Source organism: Fructilactobacillus hinvesii, from assembly GCF_024029435.1.
Lineage (GTDB): Bacteria > Bacillota > Bacilli > Lactobacillales > Lactobacillaceae > Fructilactobacillus > Fructilactobacillus hinvesii.
In genome coordinates this window covers 1232872-1255639 of record NZ_CP097118.1, presented here as the reverse complement: position 1 = coordinate 1255639, position 22768 = coordinate 1232872, and the positions used below count along the sequence as shown (strand labels likewise).

Sequence of the window (22768 nt, the reverse complement as noted above, 5' to 3'; positions counted from 1 at the left end):
TTAATGGGAGCATGCCCTTTTATTTAGATAATTACCAGGAGGAAAAAATGGTTAATACAGCGCAACACGACTTAGTCTCCGTAAGCGATTTAAGTGAAGCAGACGTCTTACATAAGATTCGCCTGGCCCAGTTATTTCAAGCTGGTAAAACGGTACGCTTGACCCGGCCGGCCTTTGCGATGAATTTATTCTTTGAAAATAGTACTCGTACCCACACCAGCTTTGAAATGGCAGAACGGCGGTTAGGGATGCAGGTGCTTCAGTTTGTGGCTGATGGGAGTTCCGTAACTAAGGGCGAAACGCTCGGAGATACAATTAAGACGATTCAAGCCATTGGGGTTGACGTGGCCGTGATTCGGCATCCAGAAAACGAATATTACCAGCCGTTGTTGGCTGATAATTTGGACATCAGCATTGTTAACGGTGGCGATGGGAGTGGCCAACATCCATCCCAGTCATTGCTAGACATGATGACCATTTACCAAGAGTTTGGGACTTTCAAGGATTTAAACATCACGATTGTCGGGGATTTGAACCACTCACGAGTAGCGCGCTCTAACATGGCGCTATTAACTCGACTCGGAGCGCACGTTTCGTTCGCCGGACCGGAACAATGGTACAACGCTGAATTTGAACAGTACGGTAACTACACGACGATTGACGACGCGGTCAAAAATTCCGACGTTGTGATGCTGCTACGGGTGCAAAAGGAACGCCTAGGGACCGAACTGGAAGACTTTGACGCCGAGAGCTACCACCAACGCTTTGGCCTAACCAAGGAACGGTACCAACGGATGAAGCCGAACGCTATCATCATGCACCCGGCGCCGGTCAATCGGGGAATTGAGATTGATTCGAGCCTGGTGGAACAACCTAAGTCGCGGATTTTTAAACAAATGGAAAACGGGATGTACATGCGCATGGCCATTTTAACGGACGTCTTAGTGGCCAAGGGATTAATTAATCCCGCTGAAATTAAAGGAGAATAAGCAATGGCAAAATTATTGTTAAAAAATGGTCAGGTCTATCAGGACCAACAGTTAGTTCCTGGTGACGTTTTGATTGTGGATGGCAAAATTGCAGCGATTGGAGAACATTTGGAGCAACCGGACCAACAGGTCTTGGATGTAACGGGAAAGGCCATTTTACCGGGGTTAGTGGATGTTCATGTGCACTTCAGAGATCCTGGACAAACTGAGAAGGAAACGGTGGCAACTGGAAGCGCAGCAGCAGCTCACGGTGGGTATACGACGGTGTGTGCGATGCCAAACGTGACCCCGGTGCCCAATACTCTTGCGGAACTTACTAAGATGATTGCTGCTAACCAACAACAAGCACAGGTGAACGTCTTACAATATGCACCGGTTACGACTGATGAACGGGGGGATGAGCTGGTTGACTTTGCCGGCATGAAAGCTGCTGGGGCCATCGGTTTTAGTAACGATGGAATTGGAATTCAAACCGCCAAAACGATGTACGATGCAATGGTTGCCATTGCCAAAACAGGGTTGCCGTTAGCTGCTCACGTTGAAGACCATGCGCTAATGAACGGTGGGGTCATGAATGCGGGACAACGAGCTCAAGCCCTGAATTTGCCAGGCGCAGTCTCCGTGGCCGAAACGAGTCAATTAGCCCGGGATTTAGAATTAGCTCGAGTTACTGGTGTGCACTATCACGTCTGTCACGTATCAACCGCGCGCAGTGTGGAATTAATCCGGCGGGCGAAGGCAGATGGAATTAACGTGACGGCGGAAGTTAGTCCTCATCACTTATTATTGGATGACAATATGATTCAAACCGATAACCCGATGTTTAAGATGAACCCACCGCTACGAACCAAGGCAGATCGAGAAGCATTGTTAACGGGACTCCTGGATGGCACGATTGACATGATTGCGACCGATCATGCTCCGCACACGGTAGCGGATAAGGGTGATAGTTTTAAAGATAGTGCTTTTGGAATTACCGGATTAGAGACGGCCTTTCCGTTGTTGTTCACTCAACTAGTAGAACCGGGGACGGTTTCATTAGAACAGTTGCTAAACTGGATGAGCTTAAATCCAGCCCGGATTTTTGCGATCCCCGCTTCAACAGAAATTAAAGTGGACGGGGCTGCCAATTTGTCCATCTGGGACTTAGAGGTTGACCGCCAGATTACTACTACGGAAATGAAATCTAAGGGTAAAAACACTCCATTTATTGGAGCCCAGGTAGTTGCAGAGCATTTTAAGACAATTTGTAACGGTGAACTAGTAGACTAAAAATGATTGTTGAAACCAGAGCTTGCTCTGGTTTTTAGTTTGGCAATTTTGACAGCTCCCAAAGATTCCCGTAAGATAAGTAGGGCAACAAACGTTCGGATGCAAAGGAGAAAAACAATGAAAAAAATCATGCACTGGCTGGTGGGAATCGTTGCTGGGATAACCATTAGTTTGGGAACCGGAGCTACCCTAATTCACGCACAAACGGCGGTAACTATGGCCCCACAGGCCACGGCGCGCTACCAACAGTTACAACAAACGAACTATCAATCGGGAGCAACGGCTTATGACGTTTTGAATAATGATCAGCCTGATACAATTGCTCCCATTAATTATTCCGTTAGTCACATCGATTTTTCGAATTTAGATCAATTAAATCGAGTGGGCACGGCCACCGCATATTTAACCAAGGAAAACTTGGGGAAGTCGCAGGGACGAGCAGCGCAGGTGTTTAAACCGACGGGTTGGTCGAACCAACCAAAACGAGTTAATGGTGAACGGGTTTATCCGGTTAACCGGGGGCATCTCATTGCCTATACGTGTACCTTTAATTTGAATCAAAACGGGCAGTATACACCGGGGGCTAAGGGTTCGATTGATAATCCCAAAAACCTCTTTACCCAAACGGCTTTTGCCAATCAAAAGGTGATGACGATTAACGAGCAAGCCGTTCGAAATGCCTTGGCAGCGGGCAAAAAAGTGATCTATCAGGTGACTCCCGTTTTTCAGGGGAATGACTTGATGGCCAAGGGAGTCTGGGTGCAAGCGGTTAGTTCGGATGGCTCCTTTCACTTGAATCGTTATTTGTATAACGTGCAGCCGGGCTTGGCCTTTGATTATGCCACGGGACGCTCCACGGTTGATCGCACCATGAACGTGCCAACGCCGATGAACTATGAGAATTATCATACTAAGTCCTACCATAAGTTTAATGGAGGATATCGGCACCATAAGGTTCACGTTAACCGCCACCATTTTTTTTAAAAAGAGTTTGACAAATTAGAAAAATTCCGTAGAATAAAGCATAACAATTAAGAAAATAAAAAACGAAGCGTAGCCCAGTTCTAAGTGAAATAATCGAAGAGAGTCCTAGGTTGGTGTGATAGGATGTTTATCCACTTAGACAGATCAGCTACAAGTTGCAATCACGAACGTTTAATAGTGATTGTTGGGATTGCCCATTATCGCAAACGAGTATCGTTGTGAAGCAACCGTACTTAGAGCCATTTCGATTAGAAATGGGAAAACTGGGTGGTAACACGTGGAAAAGCGTCCTGGACTGTTCATGAAGTACAGCTAGGACGCTTTTTTTATTGCAAGACCAACTGGATCTAAGCAACCGACTTGCAGCCGTGCTCATGAGATGGCTAGTGGATCCGGACCGCTAGCTAAGTAAAGGTGGTACCGCGTTTTTGACGTCCTTGTTCAGTAATTGAACAGGGACGTTTTTTCTTAGTTGCATTTTATTAAATTAAGGTTAGGAGAATTTTATATGAATGAGTTAGAGACTCCCAAACGATTAAAGCTGAAACAACTCATGGTCTTAGCTTCCCTGCTTTTTGCGCTATTTTTTGGAGCCGGTAATTTGATTTTTCCCGTTCATTTAGGTCAAACGGCGGGAACTAATTGGATTCCAGCGGCCATCGGATTTTTACTATCAGCCATTTTATTACCTCTTTTTTCGATTTTCGCCCTAGGCTTAACTAAGAGTAAGAATATGTTTGAATTGTTATTGCCGGTTGGCAGTACCTTTTCCGTACTTTTCCTACTGGCTGCGCACGGGTCGATGGGGCTTTTGATTGGATCGCCCCGGTTAGCAACCGTCACCTTTACGATGGGAGTCCAACCCTTTTTGCCCACTGGTTGGCAACAGCCTGCTTTGTTAGTATTTTCGGGCCTGTTTTTCTTGATGGTCGTGCTGTTGGCATACCGGCAAACTAGCATCACTAACAGCGTAGGGAAACTTCTGAATCCCTTGTTTATTTTGCTAATTTTGTTCTTGTTTTTAGTTGCTTTTCTGGTTCGAGGCGACGTGACTAATTTACCGCTAGTTTCCGCTCCGGGACAGGGGACGGCCTCGTTAGTAAGCGGATTTTTGGAAGGGTATAATACCATGGATGCGCTTGCGGGGTTAGGATTTGGGGTAACGATCATTGCAGCGGTTTGTTCCTACACAAAGTCCGATCGGCATCAGGGACGTAACATTGCTAAAATTGGGTTACTTGCCATGGGGTTAGAAGTTTTGATTTACATCGGTTTGATTGCCCTAGGCGTGGTTAGTCTAAGTTACACTAAAGCTAGTGCGGATGGGGGAACTGCCTTTACCCAAATCATGGCTCATTACACCGGTGCGTTTGGAGCTGCTTTATTAGCAGCGTTAACGTTTTTGGCTTGTTTAACAACTGCAGTTGGAGTGTTGACTTCTTTTGCGCAAGACTTAGGCAACCGGTTCCCGCGGATTGGATACCATAAATTTTTAATTGGTGCAAATGTGATTGCATTTGTCATCGCAAACTTTGGGTTAGACCAAATTATCGCATTTTCTGCTCCCATCTTAAGCTTGTTGTATCCAATTGCCATCACCGTCATTGGCTTAGCGCTTTTAAACAAGTGGATTAAACGGAATCCGGTGGTGTATCGCGGGACGGTAGGCTTGGTGATGATTCCAGCCGGATTAGATTTCTTGCATACTTTACCGCCAGTGTTGCATCAAATTACGCCCATCATGGTTATTGATAATTGGTGCAGTGATTTCATTCCGTGGTTTAAGCTCGGACTAGATTTTATTCCGTTTATGTTAGTCGGGTTGGTAATAAGTAGTTGCCTCGCTTATTGGCAACGGCAAAACGTAAAAAAGAGTTTGACAAACTAAGTAAACTCCTGTAAATTAATGGCAATTAATCAATTCGAAAAACAAAGCGGAGGAGAGTAGTTTTCCAGTGACTGTTAGAGAGTTCCCGGTTGGTGCAAAGGGGATCAGAAACTGGATTGTGAAAGTAACCTCCAAGTTGCAACTGCGAGGATGCGAGTAGTTGTTGGGAGTGCCCATTATCGCACTGAGTATGTTAGTTTTAACTACATACCTTGAGCCAATCAAGTGATTGGGAAGATGGGTGGTAACACGTGAGAACGTCCTGGACTGTTTCTAGAGCAGTACAGGACGTTTTTTATTTTCAACTAGCACACTCGCAGAGCCGAAAACTGTGAAGTTTTGGGAAAATAAGGTGGTACCGCGGTCACACGTCCTTAGGGAGTGATAATGATTGATTACACGAGGAGGATGCATCATGACCACGCTTACGACGGAGACACAGTCCAAACTGAGTTTCAAACAATATTTGATCTTAGCTTCGCTACTGTTCGGACTCTTTTTTGGAGCCGGTAACTTAATTTTTCCCATTCATTTAGGTCAAATGGCTGGCCCCAACTGGTTACCAGCAGCGGTTGGTTTTTTATTGTCGGCGATTTTATTGCCGTTATTTGCCATTTTAGCTTTAAGTATTACCCAAAGTAACAGCATGTATGACCTGGCGTTACCAGCGGGAAAATTCTTTGCGATTGGATTTTTGGTTTTAACCCACGCTTCTTTGGGATTATTAATTGCAGCGCCCCGGACGGCGACCGTTACCTTTTCAATGGGAGTGCAACCATTTATTCCGAAGGCTTGGGCGACCCCAGCGTTATTACTTTTTTCGTTATTCTTTTTTGCCTTAACCTTTGGCTTGGCTTACCACGAGGGGAGCGTTACCAAAAACGTGGGGAAGGTATTGAACCCAATCTTTATTTTACTGATGGTATTTCTTTTCGTCGTTGCTTTCTTACTGTACGGTGATATTCGAGGACTGCCATTGATGCCACAAGCGGGCCAGGGAACTGGATCTTTAATTAACGGTTTCTTACAGGGATATAATACGATGGATGCTCTGGCCGGATTAGGATTTGGCGTTACCATCATCACGGCGTTGAAGGCGTTTGGTCAATCCAGTCGGGACCGTTCGTGGTCCGTAGCTAAGGTCGGAGGGCTCACGATGGGCTTTGAGGCCTTGATTTACACTTTCTTAATTGCCCTAGGAGCTGCGAGCTTATCCTTTACCAAGGCTAGTGCTGACGGGGGAACTGCCTTTACGGCAATCATGCGACACTACACTGGCATTATGGGAGCAGGGGTATTGGCCGCGTTAACCTTTTTAGCTTGTTTAACCACGGCGATTGGCTTGTTAACTTCGTTAGCTCAAGACCTGAGCCGGCAACTGCCGAAGATTGGATACCATAAGATTTTGCTAACGGCGACCACCATTGCCTTTTTGATTGCTAACTTTGGGTTAGAAAAAATCATCGAGTATTCAGCGCCATTATTGAGTTTCTTGTATCCGTTGGCCATTACGTTAATTCTGTTGGGACTGTTAAAACCATTCCTTGGCACCCAACCGTTAATTTATCGGATAACCACGGGAATTGTTTTGATTCCAGCCATCTTAGATTTTATCCACACTCTTCCTAAGCCCCTTTTGAGTCTTGCGCCATTCACAGCACTGGATCAATGGTCTTTACACACAATTCCACTGTATCAAGTTGGTTTGGACTTCGTTCCGTTCCTCATCGTGGGCCTAATTTTGAGCTTACTGTTTAGCTACGGTAAAAAAGCGTTTGCAAACTAAAATTAAAGCAAAGAGTCAGCACTGATTTTCTGCATGAGCAGGCAGGGCGGACTCTTTTTTAGTTGGTGTGATAAAAAGTGACATGATGCATTTACTTTTAAAAAGGAGGTACGTAAGCTAAAGTCAGAAAATTAGGAGGAAAAATTATGAAATCAATGAATCGAGCCACGAAAGTGTTATTATTTGCGATTTTTGCATCCGTTTCTTGGGGTTTTTCCGGAACGTTGCAGCAATTTGTCTCACAAAATGAAACCATTCCCGCTGGTTGGTTTTTGTCGGCCCGGACGACAATTGCCAGCCTCATTTTGTTGGTGCTCAGTGCCATTATTTACCGTGGGAAAATTTTTGGCGTCTTTAAGAGCTGGCGGTCGCTTGGCTGGCTAGTTGCTTATGGATTGTTTGGATTGGCTGGAAACATGGGAAGCTTCTACGTTGCCATTCAACAGGGAGGCAGTAACGGGGCTAGCATGGCTACCATTTTGCAATACCTGGCTCCCTTATTTATTCTGCTGGGAGCCTTAATCTTTCAACGTCAGCGACCGAGTAAAGTAGATCTGGTGGTCTTTATCTTAGCTCTGTTGGGAGTATTTTTAGCGGTGACCAAGGGAAACCTCAATGAACTCTCGATTCCCATGATTTCGCTAGTAATGGGAATTATCTCCGGGATTACGGCCGCTGGTTACGTGGTTTTACCCAAGGAAATTGGGAAAGACAATCCCCCGTTTGTTGTGTTAGGCTGGGGAACTTTGATTGCCAGCATTGCCTTTAACCTACACCAGCCAATTTGGGTGGGAGTGCCTCACCTCAGCATGGGTGGCGTGCTCGGAATCCTCGGAATCATCTTCTTTGGAACGTTGATTACGTTCCCAGCCATTATTTACGCAACTCGCTACACGTCGTCAGCTGCCATTAGTTTGGTGGATGCGATTCAACCAGTAATTACCTTTGTCATTAGTATTTTCTGGTTCCACGCTACTTTAAACATTGTCGAAATGATCGGAGCCATCTTAATTATCATTGCCATCTACATCCTGCAGTACTCCGAACGGCACCAAGTTGACCAAGTAACCCAATGAGTTTATACTGATTCCAACCTAAGGGGGGATTCAGATGGAACTAATTGTGAATAACGAACTGACGTTGCGCACGCCGGAACCGAAAGCGGATGGACCCCGATTAGCAGCCATCATTGCTAAAGACCGAGAAACACTAAAGCAATGGTTGCCGTGGGTTCCAACAACTACGAAATCAAGTGAGATTGCCTTTTTACAGGATTTGGTTGTACAGGCGCAACAGCACCGTTCACTGCAATTAATCATTCTGTGGCACGACGAACCGGTCGGAATGATCGGTTTTAATCGGTATGACCAGCTGGATTCCGGACAACAAAACGCCGAGATTGGTTACTGGCTGGCTAATCGGGCCGTGGGCCATGGCATCATGCACCAGGCCGTGCTCGCGCTGTGTCAATATGGTTTTTCGAACTTGCAGCTCGATACGATTACGATTGTGGTGGCGGTTTTAAACCAGCGCAGTAATCATGTGGCGCAATGGGCCGGCTTTCAGTTAGACCACGTGGTTCCTAAGCAAATTACGCGTTACGATGGGAGTCAGGTGGACGCTAATTATTGGCGGAAATGGAAAGCGGATGGACAAGAAGCATCAATTCAGGTATAGTAAATGCAACAATTAAATTAGTTTCTTCGGGGCAGGGTGTAATTCCCGACCGACGGTAACGGCAGTAGCCGAAGTCCGTGACCCGCATTCGTGCGGTGGATCTAGTGAGAGTCTAGAACCGACAGTATAGTCTGGATGGGAGAAGAAACCAAGCAGTTTTTTGAGCTTAATGGGAGCAGTAGGTCCGTTGAGTTTTAAAAAGCTTCTTTGAATTAACTTAAAAAACGGGAGCCCCGCAGTTTTTAACTGTGGGGCTTTTTTTATTTGCAATGAAAATGAGGGAGGGAATGATTTGGACGAGCGAGCACTATTACACAAAGCCCAGATGGCGGCCCGACAGGGAATTGGGCATACGTACACTAATCCAGTGGTTGGAGCTGTGATTGTCCAGGATGGTCAGGTGTTGGCCACTGGCTATCATCAGCATTTTGGCGGGGCTCATGCAGAAATTAACGCGCTTTTGCAATTACCAGATCCAGCGTTAGCAAAAGGAGCAACGATGGTGGTGACGTTAGAGCCGTGTAGTCACTATGGCAAAACGCCACCGTGTGCAGCTAAATTAATTGAAGTTGGAATTAAACGGGTCATCATCGGGCAGCTGGATCCGAATCCAGTGGTTGCTGGTCGGGGGAAAAGAATGTTAGAAGCAGCCGGGATTGACGTTACCGTTGTCAACGACACGGGGGACTTGAATCAGGCTTACAACTTTTTTTACCGTGACCAACGTCCGTTAGTAACAGTAAAAGTAGCGCAAACCCTTGATGGAAAAATGAATCAAGCTGGAGTACAACGAACCCTGATTACCGGGGAAGCTGCTTATCGAGATAGCCAACGATTGCGGGGGCAGCAGCAAGCGATTTTAGTGGGAGAACGGACTTTGGTAGTTGATAATCCCCGGCTGACGGTCCGGGAGCAAACGTTAGATTATCCTCCGGTTCGAGTGGCCCTAGTGGATGATGCAGATCGACTTCCGGAGCACCTGAACTTGTTGGACGATCAGGCTCCGACCTTCCTCTTGAGTCGACACGCCACCCACAAAAAGTGGCCCACTTCTGTGCAAGTTTTAGTGGATGAGGCGTGGATGCCTGCCACAGTTGTGCACCGGTTAGCACAACGGGGGATTCAATCACTGTTGGTCGAAGGCGGCAGTGCCGTCCAGTCCCGATTTTTAGCAGCCGAGTTGGTTGATCGATTGATAGTTTACACTGCTCCAACAATTTTAGGTCCAGGCTTACCGGTTTTTAGCGAGTATCAAGGACATCCGCTGAACTTTACACTGACGCAGATGCAGCCACTAGGAAAAGACTGGCGAATCGATCTAAGGAGGAAATGATGTTTACAGGAATTATTCAGGGAACCGGTCGGATTCGGCACTGGGATCCGACGGCCACGTCCGGGCGGATGACAATTACCAGTTCGTTGCCCAGGCAATGGCACAGTCGGATTGGAGATAGCATTGCTGTCAATGGAATTTGTCTGACGGTGATTGATTATAATGACCACGAATTTAACGTGGATGTGATGCCGGAAACAACCCAACGCACCAATTTACAGCAGGTACAGCCAGGAAATACTGTTAACATAGAGCCAGCGCTATTAGTGACCCAACAACTAGATGGCCACTTTGTACTTGGGCACGTGGACATGACGGTTCCGGTAACCAAAATTGCTCAAGAAGAAAACGCGGTCCGGATGCAGTTTTCGTTACCAGCGCGTTACCAATCGGAAGTCGTGGAAAAGGGTTCGGTGGCGGTCAACGGAGTGAGTTTAACGGTCACGGCCGTCACAGCGGCGGAGTTTGAAATTAGTCTGATTCCCCATACCTTACAACAGACTAATTTAGGGCAACTTGCCGTAGGCGACCTGGTTAATGTGGAAACGGATGTATTAGGTAAATATGTGAATGGGAGGATGCAGCATGACAGCAACCCAACGAATTGAAGCAGCTTTGCAACAGTTACAGCGTGGTGGACTAGTGGTCGTTGCCGATGATCAAAATCGAGAAGGCGAAGGGGATTTAATTGGTTTGGCGGAAACGATGACGGCAGAAACGGTCAACGCGATGGTGACGCAAGCTCGGGGATTATTGTGCGTCCCCATGGCACCAGAACAGGTACAGCGGTTGGGGTTAGAACCGATGGCTCACGAACAGGATGCCTTTGGCACCGCCTTTTTACAGGGGACAGATGCTAAGACCACGACGACGGGGATTTCGGCGGCCGACCGGGCCACTACCATTAGACATTTGGCTAATCCGCAGGCCACCCAAGCGGACTTCTATCATCCAGGGCATATTTTCCCCTTACAAGCTCGAAAAGGAGGAGTGTTGGCGCGCAACGGGCATACAGAAGCGGCGGTTGATTTAGCGCGGTTAGCAGGGGCGACTCCTGTAGCAGCCATCATCGAGATTTTAAATGATGATGGCACCATGATGCGGCAGCCTGAGTTACGGGCATTCGCTCGTCAGGCCGGCTACCCCTTTATTACGATTGCAGAATTACAGGCGTACCGAAAAGCGCAGCTCCAACGCAATCTTCGGCGCTTAGCCCTAGTACAATTGCCGACCCAGTACGGGACGTTTCAACTAACGGATTACCAAACGGCGGAGGATAAAGAACCAGCGTTACTGATCAGTCAGGGAGAAATTCAAGCTGATGAACCACTGTTACTGCGTGTTCATTCGGAGTGTTTAACGGGAGACGTGTTTGGATCGTTGCGCTGTGACTGTGGCGAGCAACTGCCCGCGGCGCTCCAAATGATTGCAGCTGCAGGACACGGGGCGGTGCTGTACCTTCGCCAGGAAGGGCGGGGGATTGGCTTAGCCAATAAACTGGCCGCCTACCGGCTTCAAGAAACGGGGTTGGACACGGTCGAAGCTAATCAGCAACTGGGATTTGCCCCAGATGAGCGGGATTACGAGCTAGCGGCTGCCATTTTACGCGATCAAGGGGTTACGGTGATTGATTTAATGACCAACAATCCGGATAAGCTTACCCAACTAGCCAACGCGGGGATTATGGTGCGTAAGCGGGTACCGTTAGAAATTAAACCACATCCGATGAACCGGGCTTACTTAGCCACGAAAAAGCACAAGATGAAGCACATGCTAAAGGAGATTGATTAATGATGAAAGTTGTAACGGGGACGTTGAATGGAACCGGGCACAAGATTGCCATTGTGGTGGCGAAGTTTAACCAGTTAGTGACACAAAAATTGTTGGATGGAGCGGTCTCTACCCTAGAGCAATGTGGTGTAGCTGAAGCAGCCATTCAGGTTTACTGGGTGCCGGGGGCTTTTGAGATTCCCCGAGTAGCTAAGTTGGTGAGTGAAGCAGGTAAAGTAGATGGCGTGATTGCGTTGGGGGCCGTGGTTCGGGGTGCAACCTCTCACTATGATTACGTTTGTTCGCAGGCGGCCGCTGGAATTGCAGAGGTTTCGTTGACGAGTCCAGTTCCAGTAATGTTTGGCGTGTTAACGACGGACAATATGGCGCAGGCGTTAGACCGAGCGGGCGGCAAAGCCGGTAACAAGGGGAGTGAATGCGCGCAGGGCTTGTTGGAAATGATTAGTGTGGAAAAACAAATTTAAATTCTTGATTTTGTGAGGAACGGGGACCCGTTCTTTTTTTATGACCAATTATCCGTTCAAATTAACCACTTAACCACCTAGGCATTGTTTTCGCGGTTGAACTTGCTAAGCTAATGATCAAGGAGGGAAAAACATGAAAGTTGAATTTGATTTACAGCCCCAGTTCGTGCAACCCTTTGCGACCCTGCACGCTGAGCAAAAAGACGAGGAGCTGCAACAACTAGCAACGACGGTGGAACAGTGGGGGCGGCCCCGGGTTATTACCGGCTATCAGAACCAACAATCGTTTGCGCTACCCGTGACGGAAATTAACCGAATTTACACCGAGAACAAAGCGGTGTATGCGGAAACGCCGACTGGTAAGTATCGCTTGCAGTCCCGGATCTATCAACTACGGGATGCTTTACCCAAGCAACATTTCATTCAGATTTCGAGTGCCGAAATTGTAAATTTAGCGGTGATTAATCGCTTGGCACTGAGTCGAACGGGACAGTATGAGGTGCGGTTGAAAACAGGACAAGTGAGTTATGCCTCACGACGGTTTGTGCAAAAAATGAAAAAGGAGTTGGATTAATGATGCGACGGATTTGGAATTATACAGTTAGTGGAGCAACGGGAGGTTTGTTCATTGGATTTTGGTTAGCCATGTTGTTTTCAAAATTAGATGGAGTGACACGGATGTTTCCATCTAGTCCGGCTTTTGTTAGTCATTTCGGTTCAGAACTGAACGCGATGGCCGTGACCGGGGTGATGTGGATGACGATGGGAATCGTTTTTTCGTTGAGTAGACTGATTTTTAAGGTGGAACGGTGGAGCATCACTAAGCGAACGGTTTTGCATTTTATCGTGACTTACGTTCTCTTTTCGCTCTTAGCAATTGTTTCTGAATGGTTCCCGCTGAACTGGATTTATTTTACAAACTTTACCTTGATTTTTATCGTAATTTACGTGGTAATTTGGAACATTGAAATGAAACGGGCTCGCCGCATGGTTGCAGAAATTAACCAAAAATTAGCGCAGAAATAAAAAAGAATAGACAAGCAAATAAAAATTAATGACAAAAAGAATTGTTCTAAACATTATGCAATCTGGATTGGTTCGAAACGGTCATACGGAAGCAGCCGTTGACTTAGCCCTCTTGGCAGGCGCAACCTCAGTAGATGCCATCGTTGAAATCCTAAAGGAAGACGGAACGATGATGAGACGAGCTGAACTGCAAGAATTTGCACAACAGGAAGGTTATCCATTCATCACAATTGCAGACTTACAGGAATATCGCAAACAACAGGAACAAGCAAAATAGTTTTCCAGATTTTAAAGTTAAATTGACAAAATAAAAAAGCGTTCGTTGCCAAAAATTAGGACAACGAACGTTTTTAATTGTTATTAAAGAAACTAGTGGTAACTAAAATCAGTAACCCCAAAAGTGCTAGGACAGCAAAAAACCAAAAGTACGTAATGAAAAAGCCCAGGATAATTAAAAAGAAGATGAGAGCCAAGCAGCCACAGCAATTACTGCGAAATCCAGAAATGATTGCCAGTAATAACAGGAAGGGGAAAACAAAAAATAAGAAAATCATTGAGAACCTCACACATCAAGTGATAGAAAAAGCCGCTCAAATGAGCGACTTTTTGGTAATTACCCGTACGAGACTCGAACTCGTAACTCCGCCTTGAGAGGGCGACGTCTTAAACCAGTTTGACCAACGGGCAATAATCATCATATAACGGTTTCATTTTACGCTTTCCGATGATAAAAGTCAATTGAATTAATGATTGACAAGTATCCCCAGACATTGTAGTATATTTAATGTACTTATTGGGTATTAGCCAAACTGGTAAGGCAGTGGACTCTGAATCCATAATGTACTGGTTCGAATCCAGTATACCCAATTACCTGTTTTCACAGAATTTCATAAGTCTTCAAAAGCCCGTTATTTAGGGCTTTTTTGCTACCTTGGGTTTCACTGGTTTTCGCTGTTTTTCGGTCAAATGGTAACCAAAATGGTAACCATTTTTTTATAAGTTGATGAGTTTATCCATAATCTGACTTGCGTTATTTTCTTGCTCCTTGGTTACTGCTGTGTAAATATCCATGGTCGTATCAATGTTTGAATGACCGAGATATTTAGAAACGGTTTTTACATCCATACCATGTGCAAAAGACAGTGTAGCAAAGGTGTGACGAAACCCGTGCGCAGTAACGTGCTTTAAATTGTATTTATTCTGAATGGTAGATAGCCAATAGGTTGACTTGGTCGGCTGTAATAGCTCGCCTTTAGTGTTGGAAAAAACCAAATGGCCGGGGTTGCTATTAGTCCCTAAGGCGAATAGGTATTCTCGTTGTTTAATCTGCCAACTCTTTAATAAGCGGATGATTTTAGGCGGTACGGTTAGCGTTCTCTTGCTACCCTTGGTTTTAGGTGATTGAATAACTAACTCGTTACCGGCCTTTGAGAGCGTTTTATTGATATCAATGGTGTGTTTATTAAAATCGATATCATCCCACGTCAGAGCAAAAGCCTCGCCCTTTCTCATGCCTGTAAATGCTAGCAAACTAAAAAAGATAAATGGCTGTGGCCGTCCTTTATAGTATTGCTTAGTGAGCATAAGAAACCGGTTTAGTTCGTCTTCTTCGTAGTAGTTACCAATCGTATCTCTAGTTATTTGTTGGTCGTGTTTGCGCACTCTAATACCGATCGCAACATTATTGCCTAACAAGCCGGTAACCACTCCGTATTGCAGTACGTTAGATACATAATTCTTTAGTTGGTTAGTTTTCTTTATTTTCTCGTTCTCCCACGTTCTTACCGCTTTGTAAACATCCTCGGCAGTGATTTTACTGATATCAAACTCGCCAAAGTAGGGGAGAATATGCAACTTAAAGTTTCGTTCGGTGGTAGTAACCGTACTTGCTTTTAGATTGCGTTGGCTATATTCATTCTCTAGCCATCGGTGATATAATTCATTGAACGTAATAATTTGCGGTTTATTAAAGTCGAATTTACCGCTTTTAATCTGATATTGAAGCCTTGCTAGTTCTAGCTGGGCTTCTTTTTTTGTTTGGCATCTAACTTTTTTGCGGATGGTCTTTTTAGTCTTTGGATCCACGCCAACATATAAGTTGAAAAAATAAACCGTTTTGCCCTTTTTAGTAGTGTATTTTCTAATGTTAGTCATTGCTCTTATCTCCACAATAAAATCAGCTGGGGGCACGATTTAACTATGTAGATTGCGTAATAACTAAGTTGAAATAGGTATCGTCATCCGTTGTAACGGTTTAATTAGTGGTTTATTTACTCATCTAAACTACTGTTGAAATTATCTATTGAGTTTTCTAAATTTTCTACGGTATCGCTTAGCTCTGCTGCTTGTTCTTTACTTATCTTTGCCGTTTCGTCTTTTTTCTTATTTTCTAACATTTCAGTAAATTCATCTATCAGAATACTAAAATTAGTATTTATTGCATATAGATCGTTAAAATCGTCTTTCTTCTCTAATGAAAAACTTGTAGTTAGAAATTTTAAGAAAGAAAAAACAATCGTAGACTGATCATCTGTATATCGTTCTACGTTTTCTTCTGTAAAAACTATATCTAATGCTTCTTTTAGTTTGTCGTTCTTTGAAAGGTGAATAGCCTTTATTTCGTTAAGCGCTTCACCCATATTATCTTTTGATAGCTTATTTTTAGATTTTCCATTTAATAGATAATCGACGGAAACATTACCCAATTTTGCAATAGATTTTAATCTTTTAGCGTTAGGTGTATTTATACCATTTTCCCAACGTGATACATTGCTAGGCTTAGCGATTGGTTCAACCTTTTCAGCGAATTGCGGTTGATCTAATCCTAGAGAAATGCGAATAGCTTTTATTCTTTTCCCTATTTCTAGTTTCTGATTTTTATCCTTTGCTATTTTAAACACCTCCTAACCTTTTTAGAATTATAGCATTTAAAAATTAAATTACGCAAAATTACGTTAAATATTGAAAAATAAAACGAAGTAATATAAAATTAAATTACGCGTAATTGCGTTTTTTATTTAATCTGTGATTACGTAAAAATACGTTTTTTAATTAGGGAGGATGGTAAACATGACTATTAAACCATTACCAGAGAATCAATTGCCGGAGTATATGAATTATTATCAGACGTGCCAATTTTTGAATATTGGTAGTTATAACTTGCTGTATAAATTCATTGCTAAAGGCTTAAAAGTTACTGTAGTAGGCGGTAGCAAGCGGATTAGCAAAACGGATGCTCGTAAGTTCATGGAAGATAACGCAAAATCTCAAGTTGCTAGGTAAAAGAAAGGGTAGCGGATGATGATTACTAAAGATATTTCTAAAGACAGGGCAGAGCTTCCGGAAAGCATGAATTATAAGCAGGCGCTTCAATATTTTAATATTGGAAGCTACAACACTTTGTACAAGTTCATCAAACAAGGCTTACCAGTAACTACAATCGGGAACGTTAAGCGAATCAGCAAAACCAATGCTAAAAAGTTTTGGGATGAACACACTAGATAAATTACTAACATAGCAAAGCTGGGGGCACGCTTTAACTAAAAAAGACCACCCAATTAAAAGGGTGGCCAAACATATGTAATTAGGTTTTATAGCTATTGAAAGGGGGTGAGGTTATGACGGTATTAATAAATTGGTTGTTTTTGCTACTAACTATTTCCGCTTCGATTAATTTAACCGTATTTGCATACTGGTTCGAAGAATTACGCGGTAAGGATGATAAAAGGGGGGTAAAAAACCATGGCAACAAGCCAATTATTTAAACGATTGAGCAAGCAACGAGAGGGCTATATTAGTTCTGATGAATTAGAAACTATCCTAGATCTTTCGCATCCGGCGTTATTGCAACTGGTTAGGCGTCATGCCAAAGAGTTAAAAAATGTTAGTAGAGATATTTTACATTTCCGCTATGATGCCCAAGGGAGAAAGGTTTATCTATTTAACCCAGCACAGGCAACTCTATTAGTGGTATTCATGCGATCAACGGGCATTGTAGCTAATTTCAGTACGGAACTAGTTAAATTAGTGTTCAGGATCCAAAGAAATAACACTAAGGACACTACAACGGCATCCGTTAATAAACGATTACGCAAGGCGGTACACAAAGCCGGTGAGGATGACTATCAAAAGTATTTTGATTTGGCTTATAAGGTTGCAACGGGCAAGAATGCCAAGCAATTAAGAAAACAGCTAAATATCCCGAGTGGTAAGGTGATTACTAACTTTTTAAGCGATAAACAGATTAAGAGGGTTAATGAGGTAAAGCTGAAAATCGCTAACCGGTTGGCTAGTGGATATAGCTATCAAGAAATTAGATTCAGCTTTGACTATTTAGACCAATAGAGAGCTAAGCAAGGGAGTTAGTAACAATGAAAAGGCTAGGCAAGGTAACAAAAATAGCCCGCATTACTTTGGCGAGTTGCGGACTACTTAAAACGTTTAAAAATGCGTTGTTGGCTTGTTCAAGCCTTTTTAATTATAGCAGGATTAGGCGCGTAATTAAAAAGAGAGAGGTAAACGGATGATGAATAAAAAAGAAATGATTAAGCAGAATAATAGTATTGGCGATGATGCGGATGTAGTTAATTCACTTGCTAATCTAGCTATCAACTCACTAACTGATATTATCCAAAGCAACGCAGATAACGCAACCAGCGTTTACCATATCATGAACTTATTAAAAGTGATTGCTGAAAAATCAATGATTATCGAAAGAGGTTCTTCTGATCTAGGGGCTACTTTAGATAACTTAACAGAAAATATAACGGGGGTACGGATCCATGGCAGAACTAAAGCCAATTAATTACGGTTATACTTTTGCCCGGCTTAGCAAAGATAGCAGAATCGGGTTTCAAGCCATCGCCATCTATGACGTTCTAAGCTCGTTAGCTGGTGATGAGTATAAATGTACTGCTACGGTGCAAGAACTATGCGAGATGCTACAAATGACGCCCAAAACGTTCTTTAAATACCAAAATGACCTAATCGCAGCCGGTTATCTATCTAAGAAACGGCAGGGCGGACATAATGGCAACGTCTACACCTTAGAACTTGCCAAGGCCGTTTTTAAGGATATTAAACGCCTATATAGCAAACGGTTAGACAGTGAGGAAGTGCTGAATCTACCAGCGCCTTATTACTTTGAATTATGTACGGGGAAGAAGCTAACTAAGGATTTAATCCATCTTTTCAAGCACTACTACGAGTTACCGAATTGGGCTATTAATTACGCAATTAGCAAAGCCCTAGACCAGAGTATTAATAACCCCATTGAGATAATGCTTTACGCTAATTCTATTGCTGAAAAGTGGTTAGATGACCCATCAATACAAACTAAAGCAGACGTAGACGAGCAAGAAGCGGAATACTATAAACAACGCCAGCTGGAAAAAGAGGGTTGGGAATAGTTAGGGGGAGTTTATCATCGTTGATAATGAAAAAAGAGAAGAATATTTTGCTAGTAAAAATAGAAATATTACTAGTTATATAAATGTTAATGATCACGATACTTTTGTAAGAGTACCCGCATCCCTCCAACAAGTTACGCATTTAAGTGGTGATGATAAGATTTTGTTATCTAAAATAGTTAGCTTGGCAGATAATCAGCGCCATTATTGTTATGCAACTGATAGAATGTTAGCGAAGCAAACAGGGCGCTCTAAACGGATGATTGGTTATTCACTTAGCAAACTAGAAAGACTTGGTTATATCTATAAAGAAAACAGCTTTGAATATGGTGATATAACTACTACTAGGAGAAAAATTTACATTCATCCGCTTATAAAAAGGTTATTTGATAATCTGAAAAATAAAAAAGGGTCTCCCCTTTATTGATTGATATTAAACTAGGTAACACGGTACTAAGCTCATGTACTATGTTACCTTATTTTTTTGCTATCGAGTATTAGAGTATTTAACCGTTGTTAATCTCGTTTTAAAAATAGTTAATAACTCCGTCGGCCCATTTTGGGTTGATCGTCGACCCACACCCATCGCATAGTAGCAAAATGATACTAGCATCGTATCATACCAACAAAACCGCTCTACTAAAGTAATTAGCGTGTCTGGTCAAAATGGCCAAGTCGTCTGTTCACTGACACGCGGGGAGTATGCCCTAATATGCGGTGAGGGTATGCCCGTATGTAAGTAATGAACCCCAATATATAGGCATTTATAGCTAATTACTACTATGTTATACGGTTATTTAATAAGTAGTAAAATATTCCACTTACGTATCACGTTTATTGCAATTAAGTAGGCAAACGTATGGCAATAATTGCAATAGGTATAGCAAGAATTGTGATACATATGGCAATTATTGTGATGGGGTATAGCAAGAATCGTGATTAGGTATCACGAAAATTGCAGACATAATAAATAACTTAATAAATAAGTTAATAGAGCAGTGACTAAAGCAGGGAAGAAAAAAGGGGGAGGCTTCGCCAATAAATAAGAAGAACAGTAAAGGGCGCAGGGAGCGAGGAGCTGACCGGGCTAAAATATGGTTTATCTGCCTAACTGTAAACAAAACTGAACGCCTTAAAACGATGGTTTAACCACCTGCTATTAGCTATTAGTAGCTTAGCTAACCCGTCAAAACAGCGTGGCAGGTATCTAGTTAGCAACTGATCTAACTAATCTAAAATAAAGCCCCTAGAGCGGATGCTAGTTATTAGTTGGCTTAGAAACCATGTTTTTAAGGGATGAGAAGCTAGCGCAGAGCATCCGCTTAATTACGATCAGTTAATGAATCGGTTAATAGCAAAAATCGTTAAATTTAGCAGGCAAACAAGCGTTCTAGTTATTCATTAGATTAATTACCTTGCTAGATAGTAAAATGGCTTAGAGCTTAAAAATGAGCGTTTGAATACTAGCTCATAATTAAGGGCAGATAGGGCAGTTACTAAAAACGGCAATTATTAGCAGTGATAGGAGAGTGTACTCATGGATTTAGCTTTTTTAGATTATGAGATTAATACCAGTGCAACACAGCAACAGGCTAAACGATTTTTACAAAAGAAATTGCCGAGATTGATTTTATTATCGGGGCTAAATTTAGTTAGCTTAAAATCCCCTAGCTTATCATCCGTACCTACTAGCAAACCAGTTGGCAATACTAACGAGGAACGCATAGTTAGAAAACTGGAAGCGGAAAGACTTGTAACCGCAGTGGTTGACGCGATTAGTTCATGTAATGAACCTAGTAAAACAATTCTCTTTGGTCTGTACGTTAAACAGCTTCAACCTTGGCAGGTGATTGCTAACCTTGGGTACTCAAAAACTCGTTTTTATCAGCTAAAGAAGCAGGCGCTTTTGGATTTTGCGGATGCCTTTGTTGAAGTTGATTTACATGTTTATAAATGATCCCGTTAGATGACTTGGTTTAGTTGTAGTTAGAAACCGTCGCAATTCACGACGCTATTAGCTAGAACTGATTAAATTTTGTTTAATGTTCCTATGTTCGATAATCCTATGTTCAAAAAACGTATATAGGAAAATCAGACACTAATAAGTACCAAAAGAAATAAATACTAATAGTAATAAAGGTGGTGGTGAAGAATCGCTACTATTAGCTGATTACGGTGTGGCTGTTTTGGCTACCCCTAAATAGTCCGCTAATGATTACTTACCCACCTAGATTACTAATTAGGTATGTAGGGGGTCTCTATTTTGAAGACCCCTATAAGCTGGTGGAATTTGCTAGCTATTTAGTTTGCTAATAATCAGTGTTTAAAGGGGGTCCGTTTTGGAACCCCCTTATTAATAGCAAGGGGTGAACGTTTTGCTCATCCTTTAAAGATTAAAGGGGGTCGTGATTTGCGACCCCTTTATTAGGGTTGGTTAGTAGTGCAACACGTTGCAACGCTCGCTAATGGCCTAATTAGTGCTTAAATAGCTGTAATAGGCGTGGTTGATGGCTTAATTAGGGTTATTGGATATGCAACAAGTGCAACGCAACGTTGCAACACTTTGCAACAAAAGTGCAACGCGTTGCAATGCCAAAGAATACTGATATATCGCATTAAATAGAGATTTAGAACATGGCGCCAATACTTGCAAATGCTGACATTTCATGACATATACCAAGATTTACTAAGATTATTTCAGAGGATGCTCAACTACTAATTGCTAGTTGCTGTTAGCGGATGATGTTAGGAAATGCTCGGTTTTTTATTTAGGTCGCTAGCTCTAAATAGGGTTTAACTTTGTCATTTGTTAGGTTTTGTTAAGGTTCAGGGCGCTAACCAAGTTTGAACTTGTGCATTTAGGCAATTTTGGCTAAATTAGACCACCTTTTTACGTTAATAGTCTTTAGCTGGGACGTTGTTTTGCCGTATTAGGTCTTTGACTGCGCAAAATATCGCAGTGGGAATTAACCGTTAAAAAGACAGGCGAAAAAGTTCGTAGTTGTCCCCAATTCTGGGGGGATGTTGACTGCCTAATTTTCGGCTGTCCTTTGATCAAGTTATTAGAATATTTCGACTGCTCAAAATTGTGCAGTCGGATTTATCTATATCCAAAACTAACTAAATATCTCACTGCTTAAAATTATGCAGTGAAAATACAGAGAACACTAAAAAGATGTGCCCAAAATTGGGCAGATGTTGGCAGTTCATTTGGGGCTAGTCGGATGATTATAACTAAACTGGGGTTACTGCTAAAAACGGAGTATTAAGAACATGATCGCTACTAACGAGATTCCCTCAAAACTGAGGAAATGTGATAGCTAAAAAATCATCCGTCAGAATAAGAGGCTATTAGCTAGATATGTACAAAAGTGGGGCGGTGTCATGGCTTAATTTTCAGCAGTGAGTTAAGAACCGCGAAAAGTCCGCGCATGTTTGCAATTAACACCGGAGAATTTAGGTGCGTAGTTTAGTAGGCTAGTAATTCAGCCGTCATATAGCTATCTACATGCTGCGGATGAGATTAGGCACAAAAAAACACCACTGAATTAATCAGCAGTGCCATTTGTTTCATGCCCCCAAGCTATTTTTTTAGTCTATCTCGTAATATGTTTATAAAATTAAAATGGTAACCAATTTGGTAACCAGAAAATTAAGCAACCCGCCTAATCCCTTACTGATAAGGGTTTGGCTGATAGTAATTTGAAACCAGTATACCCAATTACCTGTTTTCACAGAATTTCATAAGTCTTCAAAAGCCCGTTATTTCGGGCTTTTTTGCTACCTTGGGTTTCACTGGTTTTCGCTGTTTTTCGGTCAAATGGTAACCCGATTTGACCAAATCAGCTATTTATAATTAATAAACCTATATTATCATTAGGATGGTGAACTACTATGAATGATGCAGTAAAAATCACGATGGGGGATATTTTAAAAGAAGAGTTCATGATTCCCTACAAACTTTCAGCTTTAAAGTTGGCAAGAGACATTGCTGTACCGACCTCTAGAATTCAGGATATCCTGCATAATCGGGAAAAATCAGTTTGGATACGTCAATTCTGTTAGTTAAATACTTGGGCGCTAGCGAAACTTACTTTTTAAACATGCAAAATTCCGTTGATTTACGTAACTTGGATGATTCCGTTAATGA

The 22768-nt window shown here is 42.8% G+C and carries 24 protein-coding genes, 2 tRNA genes, 1 riboswitch and 1 other annotated feature; of the genes, 23 read left to right on the top strand and 3 right to left on the bottom strand.

Features of this window, described 5'->3' with window-relative positions; all coding sequences use genetic code 11:
- The first annotated feature begins 47 nt into the window (after positions 1-47).
- The 14 genes from M3M39_RS06470 to M3M39_RS06405 all read left to right on the top strand — a co-directional run bounded on the left by M3M39_RS06470 (position 48) and on the right by M3M39_RS06405 (position 13487).
- A complete protein-coding gene (locus M3M39_RS06470) occupies positions 48-989 on the top strand; it encodes an aspartate carbamoyltransferase catalytic subunit (RefSeq protein ID WP_252797033.1) in 942 nt (313 codons plus the stop codon).
- A gap of 3 nt (positions 990-992) precedes the next feature.
- The gene (locus tag M3M39_RS06465; RefSeq protein ID WP_252797032.1) at positions 993-2261 is read left to right on the top strand and encodes a dihydroorotase; all 1269 of its coding nucleotides are present in this window, start codon (positions 993-995) and stop codon (positions 2259-2261) included.
- Positions 2262-2378: 117 nt separating this feature from the next.
- Positions 2379-3245 (top strand): DNA/RNA non-specific endonuclease, encoded by an 867-nt coding sequence (locus M3M39_RS06460; RefSeq protein ID WP_252797031.1) that lies wholly within the window; start codon positions 2379-2381, stop codon positions 3243-3245.
- A 56-nt stretch (positions 3246-3301) separates the two neighbouring features.
- Positions 3302-3541: a binding site (T-box leader), on the top strand.
- 212 nt (positions 3542-3753) lie between these two features.
- Positions 3754-5133 (top strand): branched-chain amino acid transport system II carrier protein, encoded by a 1380-nt coding sequence (gene brnQ / locus M3M39_RS06455; protein WP_252797030.1) that lies wholly within the window; start codon positions 3754-3756, stop codon positions 5131-5133.
- A 415-nt stretch (positions 5134-5548) separates the two neighbouring features.
- On the top strand, positions 5549-6919 hold the full coding sequence (gene brnQ / locus M3M39_RS06450) for a branched-chain amino acid transport system II carrier protein (RefSeq protein WP_252797029.1): 1371 nt from the start codon (positions 5549-5551) through the stop codon (positions 6917-6919).
- Positions 6920-7065: 146 nt separating this feature from the next.
- Positions 7066-7995: a DMT family transporter gene (locus M3M39_RS06445; RefSeq protein WP_252797028.1), complete on the top strand. Its 930-nt coding sequence runs from the start codon at positions 7066-7068 to the stop codon at positions 7993-7995.
- Positions 7996-8029: 34 nt separating this feature from the next.
- Entirely contained in the window at positions 8030-8596 is a 567-nt protein-coding gene (locus M3M39_RS06440) for a GNAT family N-acetyltransferase (protein WP_252797027.1), read from the top strand.
- An 18-nt stretch (positions 8597-8614) separates the two neighbouring features.
- Positions 8615-8747, top strand: a riboswitch (FMN riboswitch).
- A gap of 141 nt (positions 8748-8888) precedes the next feature.
- Positions 8889-9929 carry a bifunctional diaminohydroxyphosphoribosylaminopyrimidine deaminase/5-amino-6-(5-phosphoribosylamino)uracil reductase RibD gene (gene ribD / locus M3M39_RS06435; protein ID WP_252797026.1) on the top strand — a complete coding sequence of 347 codons (1041 nt, stop codon included), beginning with the start codon at positions 8889-8891 and terminating at the stop codon, positions 9927-9929.
- On the top strand, positions 9929-10537 hold the full coding sequence (locus M3M39_RS06430) for a riboflavin synthase (protein ID WP_252797025.1): 609 nt from the start codon (positions 9929-9931) through the stop codon (positions 10535-10537). The genes ribD and M3M39_RS06430 overlap by 1 nt, the downstream gene beginning before the upstream one ends.
- Positions 10515-11720 (top strand): GTP cyclohydrolase II, encoded by a 1206-nt coding sequence (gene ribA, locus M3M39_RS06425; RefSeq protein ID WP_252797024.1) that lies wholly within the window; start codon positions 10515-10517, stop codon positions 11718-11720. Before M3M39_RS06430 ends, ribA begins: the two co-directional genes overlap by 23 nt.
- Before the next feature lie 2 nt (positions 11721-11722).
- A complete protein-coding gene (gene ribH / locus M3M39_RS06420) occupies positions 11723-12184 on the top strand; it encodes a 6,7-dimethyl-8-ribityllumazine synthase (RefSeq protein ID WP_252798000.1) in 462 nt (153 codons plus the stop codon).
- Positions 12185-12317: 133 nt separating this feature from the next.
- Entirely contained in the window at positions 12318-12758 is a 441-nt protein-coding gene (locus M3M39_RS06415; protein WP_252797023.1) for a LytTR family DNA-binding domain-containing protein, read from the top strand.
- Entirely contained in the window at positions 12758-13210 is a 453-nt protein-coding gene (locus M3M39_RS06410; RefSeq protein WP_252797022.1) for a DUF3021 domain-containing protein, read from the top strand. The genes M3M39_RS06415 and M3M39_RS06410 overlap by 1 nt, the downstream gene beginning before the upstream one ends.
- Positions 13211-13238: 28 nt before the next feature.
- Positions 13239-13487, top strand: coding sequence for a 3,4-dihydroxy-2-butanone-4-phosphate synthase (locus tag M3M39_RS06405; protein ID WP_252797021.1), 249 nt, complete (start codon positions 13239-13241; stop codon positions 13485-13487).
- 336 nt (positions 13488-13823) lie between these two features.
- On the opposite strand, the gene M3M39_RS06400 is transcribed toward M3M39_RS06405, so the two are convergent.
- Positions 13824-13897, bottom strand: a tRNA-Glu gene (locus M3M39_RS06400).
- Positions 13898-14004: 107 nt separating this feature from the next.
- Between M3M39_RS06400 and M3M39_RS06395 the strand changes: the two genes are divergently transcribed.
- Positions 14005-14077 (top strand) — tRNA-Gln (locus M3M39_RS06395).
- Between the two features lie 126 nt (positions 14078-14203).
- Here the strand turns inward: M3M39_RS06395 and M3M39_RS06390 are convergent.
- Both M3M39_RS06390 and M3M39_RS06385 read right to left on the bottom strand, forming a co-directional pair.
- On the bottom strand, positions 14204-15364 hold the full coding sequence (locus M3M39_RS06390) for a tyrosine-type recombinase/integrase (RefSeq protein ID WP_252797020.1): 1161 nt from the start codon (positions 15362-15364) through the stop codon (positions 14204-14206).
- A gap of 116 nt (positions 15365-15480) precedes the next feature.
- The gene (locus M3M39_RS06385) at positions 15481-16110 is read right to left on the bottom strand and encodes a helix-turn-helix domain-containing protein (RefSeq protein WP_252797019.1); all 630 of its coding nucleotides are present in this window, start codon (positions 16108-16110) and stop codon (positions 15481-15483) included.
- Positions 16111-16279: 169 nt separating this feature from the next.
- Here M3M39_RS06385 and M3M39_RS06380 point away from each other — a divergent pair, with 169 nt between their 5' ends.
- The 8 genes from M3M39_RS06380 to M3M39_RS07475 all read left to right on the top strand — a co-directional run bounded on the left by M3M39_RS06380 (position 16280) and on the right by M3M39_RS07475 (position 22683).
- Entirely contained in the window at positions 16280-16492 is a 213-nt protein-coding gene (locus tag M3M39_RS06380) for a DNA-binding protein (protein ID WP_252797018.1), read from the top strand.
- 15 nt (positions 16493-16507) lie between these two features.
- Entirely contained in the window at positions 16508-16714 is a 207-nt protein-coding gene (locus M3M39_RS06375; protein ID WP_252797017.1) for a DNA-binding protein, read from the top strand.
- Positions 16715-16951: 237 nt separating this feature from the next.
- Entirely contained in the window at positions 16952-17554 is a 603-nt protein-coding gene (locus M3M39_RS06370) for a hypothetical protein (protein WP_252797016.1), read from the top strand.
- Between the two features lie 178 nt (positions 17555-17732).
- Complete coding sequence (locus tag M3M39_RS06365) at positions 17733-18014, top strand: hypothetical protein (protein ID WP_252797015.1); 282 nt, start codon at positions 17733-17735, stop codon at positions 18012-18014.
- Positions 17992-18618, top strand: coding sequence for a hypothetical protein (locus M3M39_RS06360; protein ID WP_252797014.1), 627 nt, complete (start codon positions 17992-17994; stop codon positions 18616-18618). Before M3M39_RS06365 ends, M3M39_RS06360 begins: the two co-directional genes overlap by 23 nt.
- Positions 18619-18631: 13 nt before the next feature.
- A complete protein-coding gene (locus tag M3M39_RS06355; protein WP_338028479.1) occupies positions 18632-19045 on the top strand; it encodes a helix-turn-helix domain-containing protein in 414 nt (137 codons plus the stop codon).
- A gap of 1110 nt (positions 19046-20155) precedes the next feature.
- Positions 20156-20575, top strand: coding sequence for an ArpU family phage packaging/lysis transcriptional regulator (locus tag M3M39_RS06350; RefSeq protein ID WP_252797012.1), 420 nt, complete (start codon positions 20156-20158; stop codon positions 20573-20575).
- Between the two features lie 1937 nt (positions 20576-22512).
- Positions 22513-22683, top strand: coding sequence for a helix-turn-helix domain-containing protein (locus tag M3M39_RS07475; protein ID WP_338028470.1), 171 nt, complete (start codon positions 22513-22515; stop codon positions 22681-22683).
- Positions 22684-22768: the final 85 nt, after the last annotated feature.

Excerpts from the sequence above, each read along its gene's own strand:
- M3M39_RS06370 (WP_252797016.1), top strand. The coding sequence starts at position 16,952 with ATGGCAACAAGCCAATTATTTAAACGATTGAGCAAGCAACGAGAGGGC.
- M3M39_RS06360 (WP_252797014.1), top strand. The coding sequence starts at position 17,992 with ATGGCAGAACTAAAGCCAATTAATTACGGTTATACTTTTGCCCGGCTT.
- M3M39_RS06415 (WP_252797023.1), top strand. The coding sequence starts at position 12,318 with ATGAAAGTTGAATTTGATTTACAGCCCCAGTTCGTGCAACCCTTTGCG.
- M3M39_RS06405 (WP_252797021.1), top strand. The coding sequence starts at position 13,239 with ATGACAAAAAGAATTGTTCTAAACATTATGCAATCTGGATTGGTTCGA.
- M3M39_RS06445 (WP_252797028.1), top strand. The coding sequence starts at position 7,066 with ATGAAATCAATGAATCGAGCCACGAAAGTGTTATTATTTGCGATTTTT.
- M3M39_RS07475 (WP_338028470.1), top strand. The coding sequence starts at position 22,513 with ATGAATGATGCAGTAAAAATCACGATGGGGGATATTTTAAAAGAAGAG.
- brnQ (WP_252797030.1), top strand. The coding sequence starts at position 3,754 with ATGAATGAGTTAGAGACTCCCAAACGATTAAAGCTGAAACAACTCATG.
- M3M39_RS06440 (WP_252797027.1), top strand. The coding sequence starts at position 8,030 with ATGGAACTAATTGTGAATAACGAACTGACGTTGCGCACGCCGGAACCG.
- M3M39_RS06375 (WP_252797017.1), top strand. The coding sequence starts at position 16,508 with ATGATGATTACTAAAGATATTTCTAAAGACAGGGCAGAGCTTCCGGAA.
- M3M39_RS06390 (WP_252797020.1), bottom strand. The coding sequence starts at position 15,364 with ATGACTAACATTAGAAAATACACTACTAAAAAGGGCAAAACGGTTTAT.
- ribH (WP_252798000.1), top strand. The coding sequence starts at position 11,723 with ATGAAAGTTGTAACGGGGACGTTGAATGGAACCGGGCACAAGATTGCC.
- brnQ (WP_252797029.1), top strand. The coding sequence starts at position 5,549 with ATGACCACGCTTACGACGGAGACACAGTCCAAACTGAGTTTCAAACAA.
- ribA (WP_252797024.1), top strand. The coding sequence starts at position 10,515 with ATGACAGCAACCCAACGAATTGAAGCAGCTTTGCAACAGTTACAGCGT.
- M3M39_RS06365 (WP_252797015.1), top strand. The coding sequence starts at position 17,733 with ATGATGAATAAAAAAGAAATGATTAAGCAGAATAATAGTATTGGCGAT.
- M3M39_RS06460 (WP_252797031.1), top strand. The coding sequence starts at position 2,379 with ATGAAAAAAATCATGCACTGGCTGGTGGGAATCGTTGCTGGGATAACC.
- M3M39_RS06380 (WP_252797018.1), top strand. The coding sequence starts at position 16,280 with ATGACTATTAAACCATTACCAGAGAATCAATTGCCGGAGTATATGAAT.
- M3M39_RS06465 (WP_252797032.1), top strand. The coding sequence starts at position 993 with ATGGCAAAATTATTGTTAAAAAATGGTCAGGTCTATCAGGACCAACAG.
- M3M39_RS06350 (WP_252797012.1), top strand. The coding sequence starts at position 20,156 with ATGGATTTAGCTTTTTTAGATTATGAGATTAATACCAGTGCAACACAG.
- M3M39_RS06430 (WP_252797025.1), top strand. The coding sequence starts at position 9,929 with ATGTTTACAGGAATTATTCAGGGAACCGGTCGGATTCGGCACTGGGAT.
- M3M39_RS06470 (WP_252797033.1), top strand. The coding sequence starts at position 48 with ATGGTTAATACAGCGCAACACGACTTAGTCTCCGTAAGCGATTTAAGT.
- M3M39_RS06410 (WP_252797022.1), top strand. The coding sequence starts at position 12,758 with ATGATGCGACGGATTTGGAATTATACAGTTAGTGGAGCAACGGGAGGT.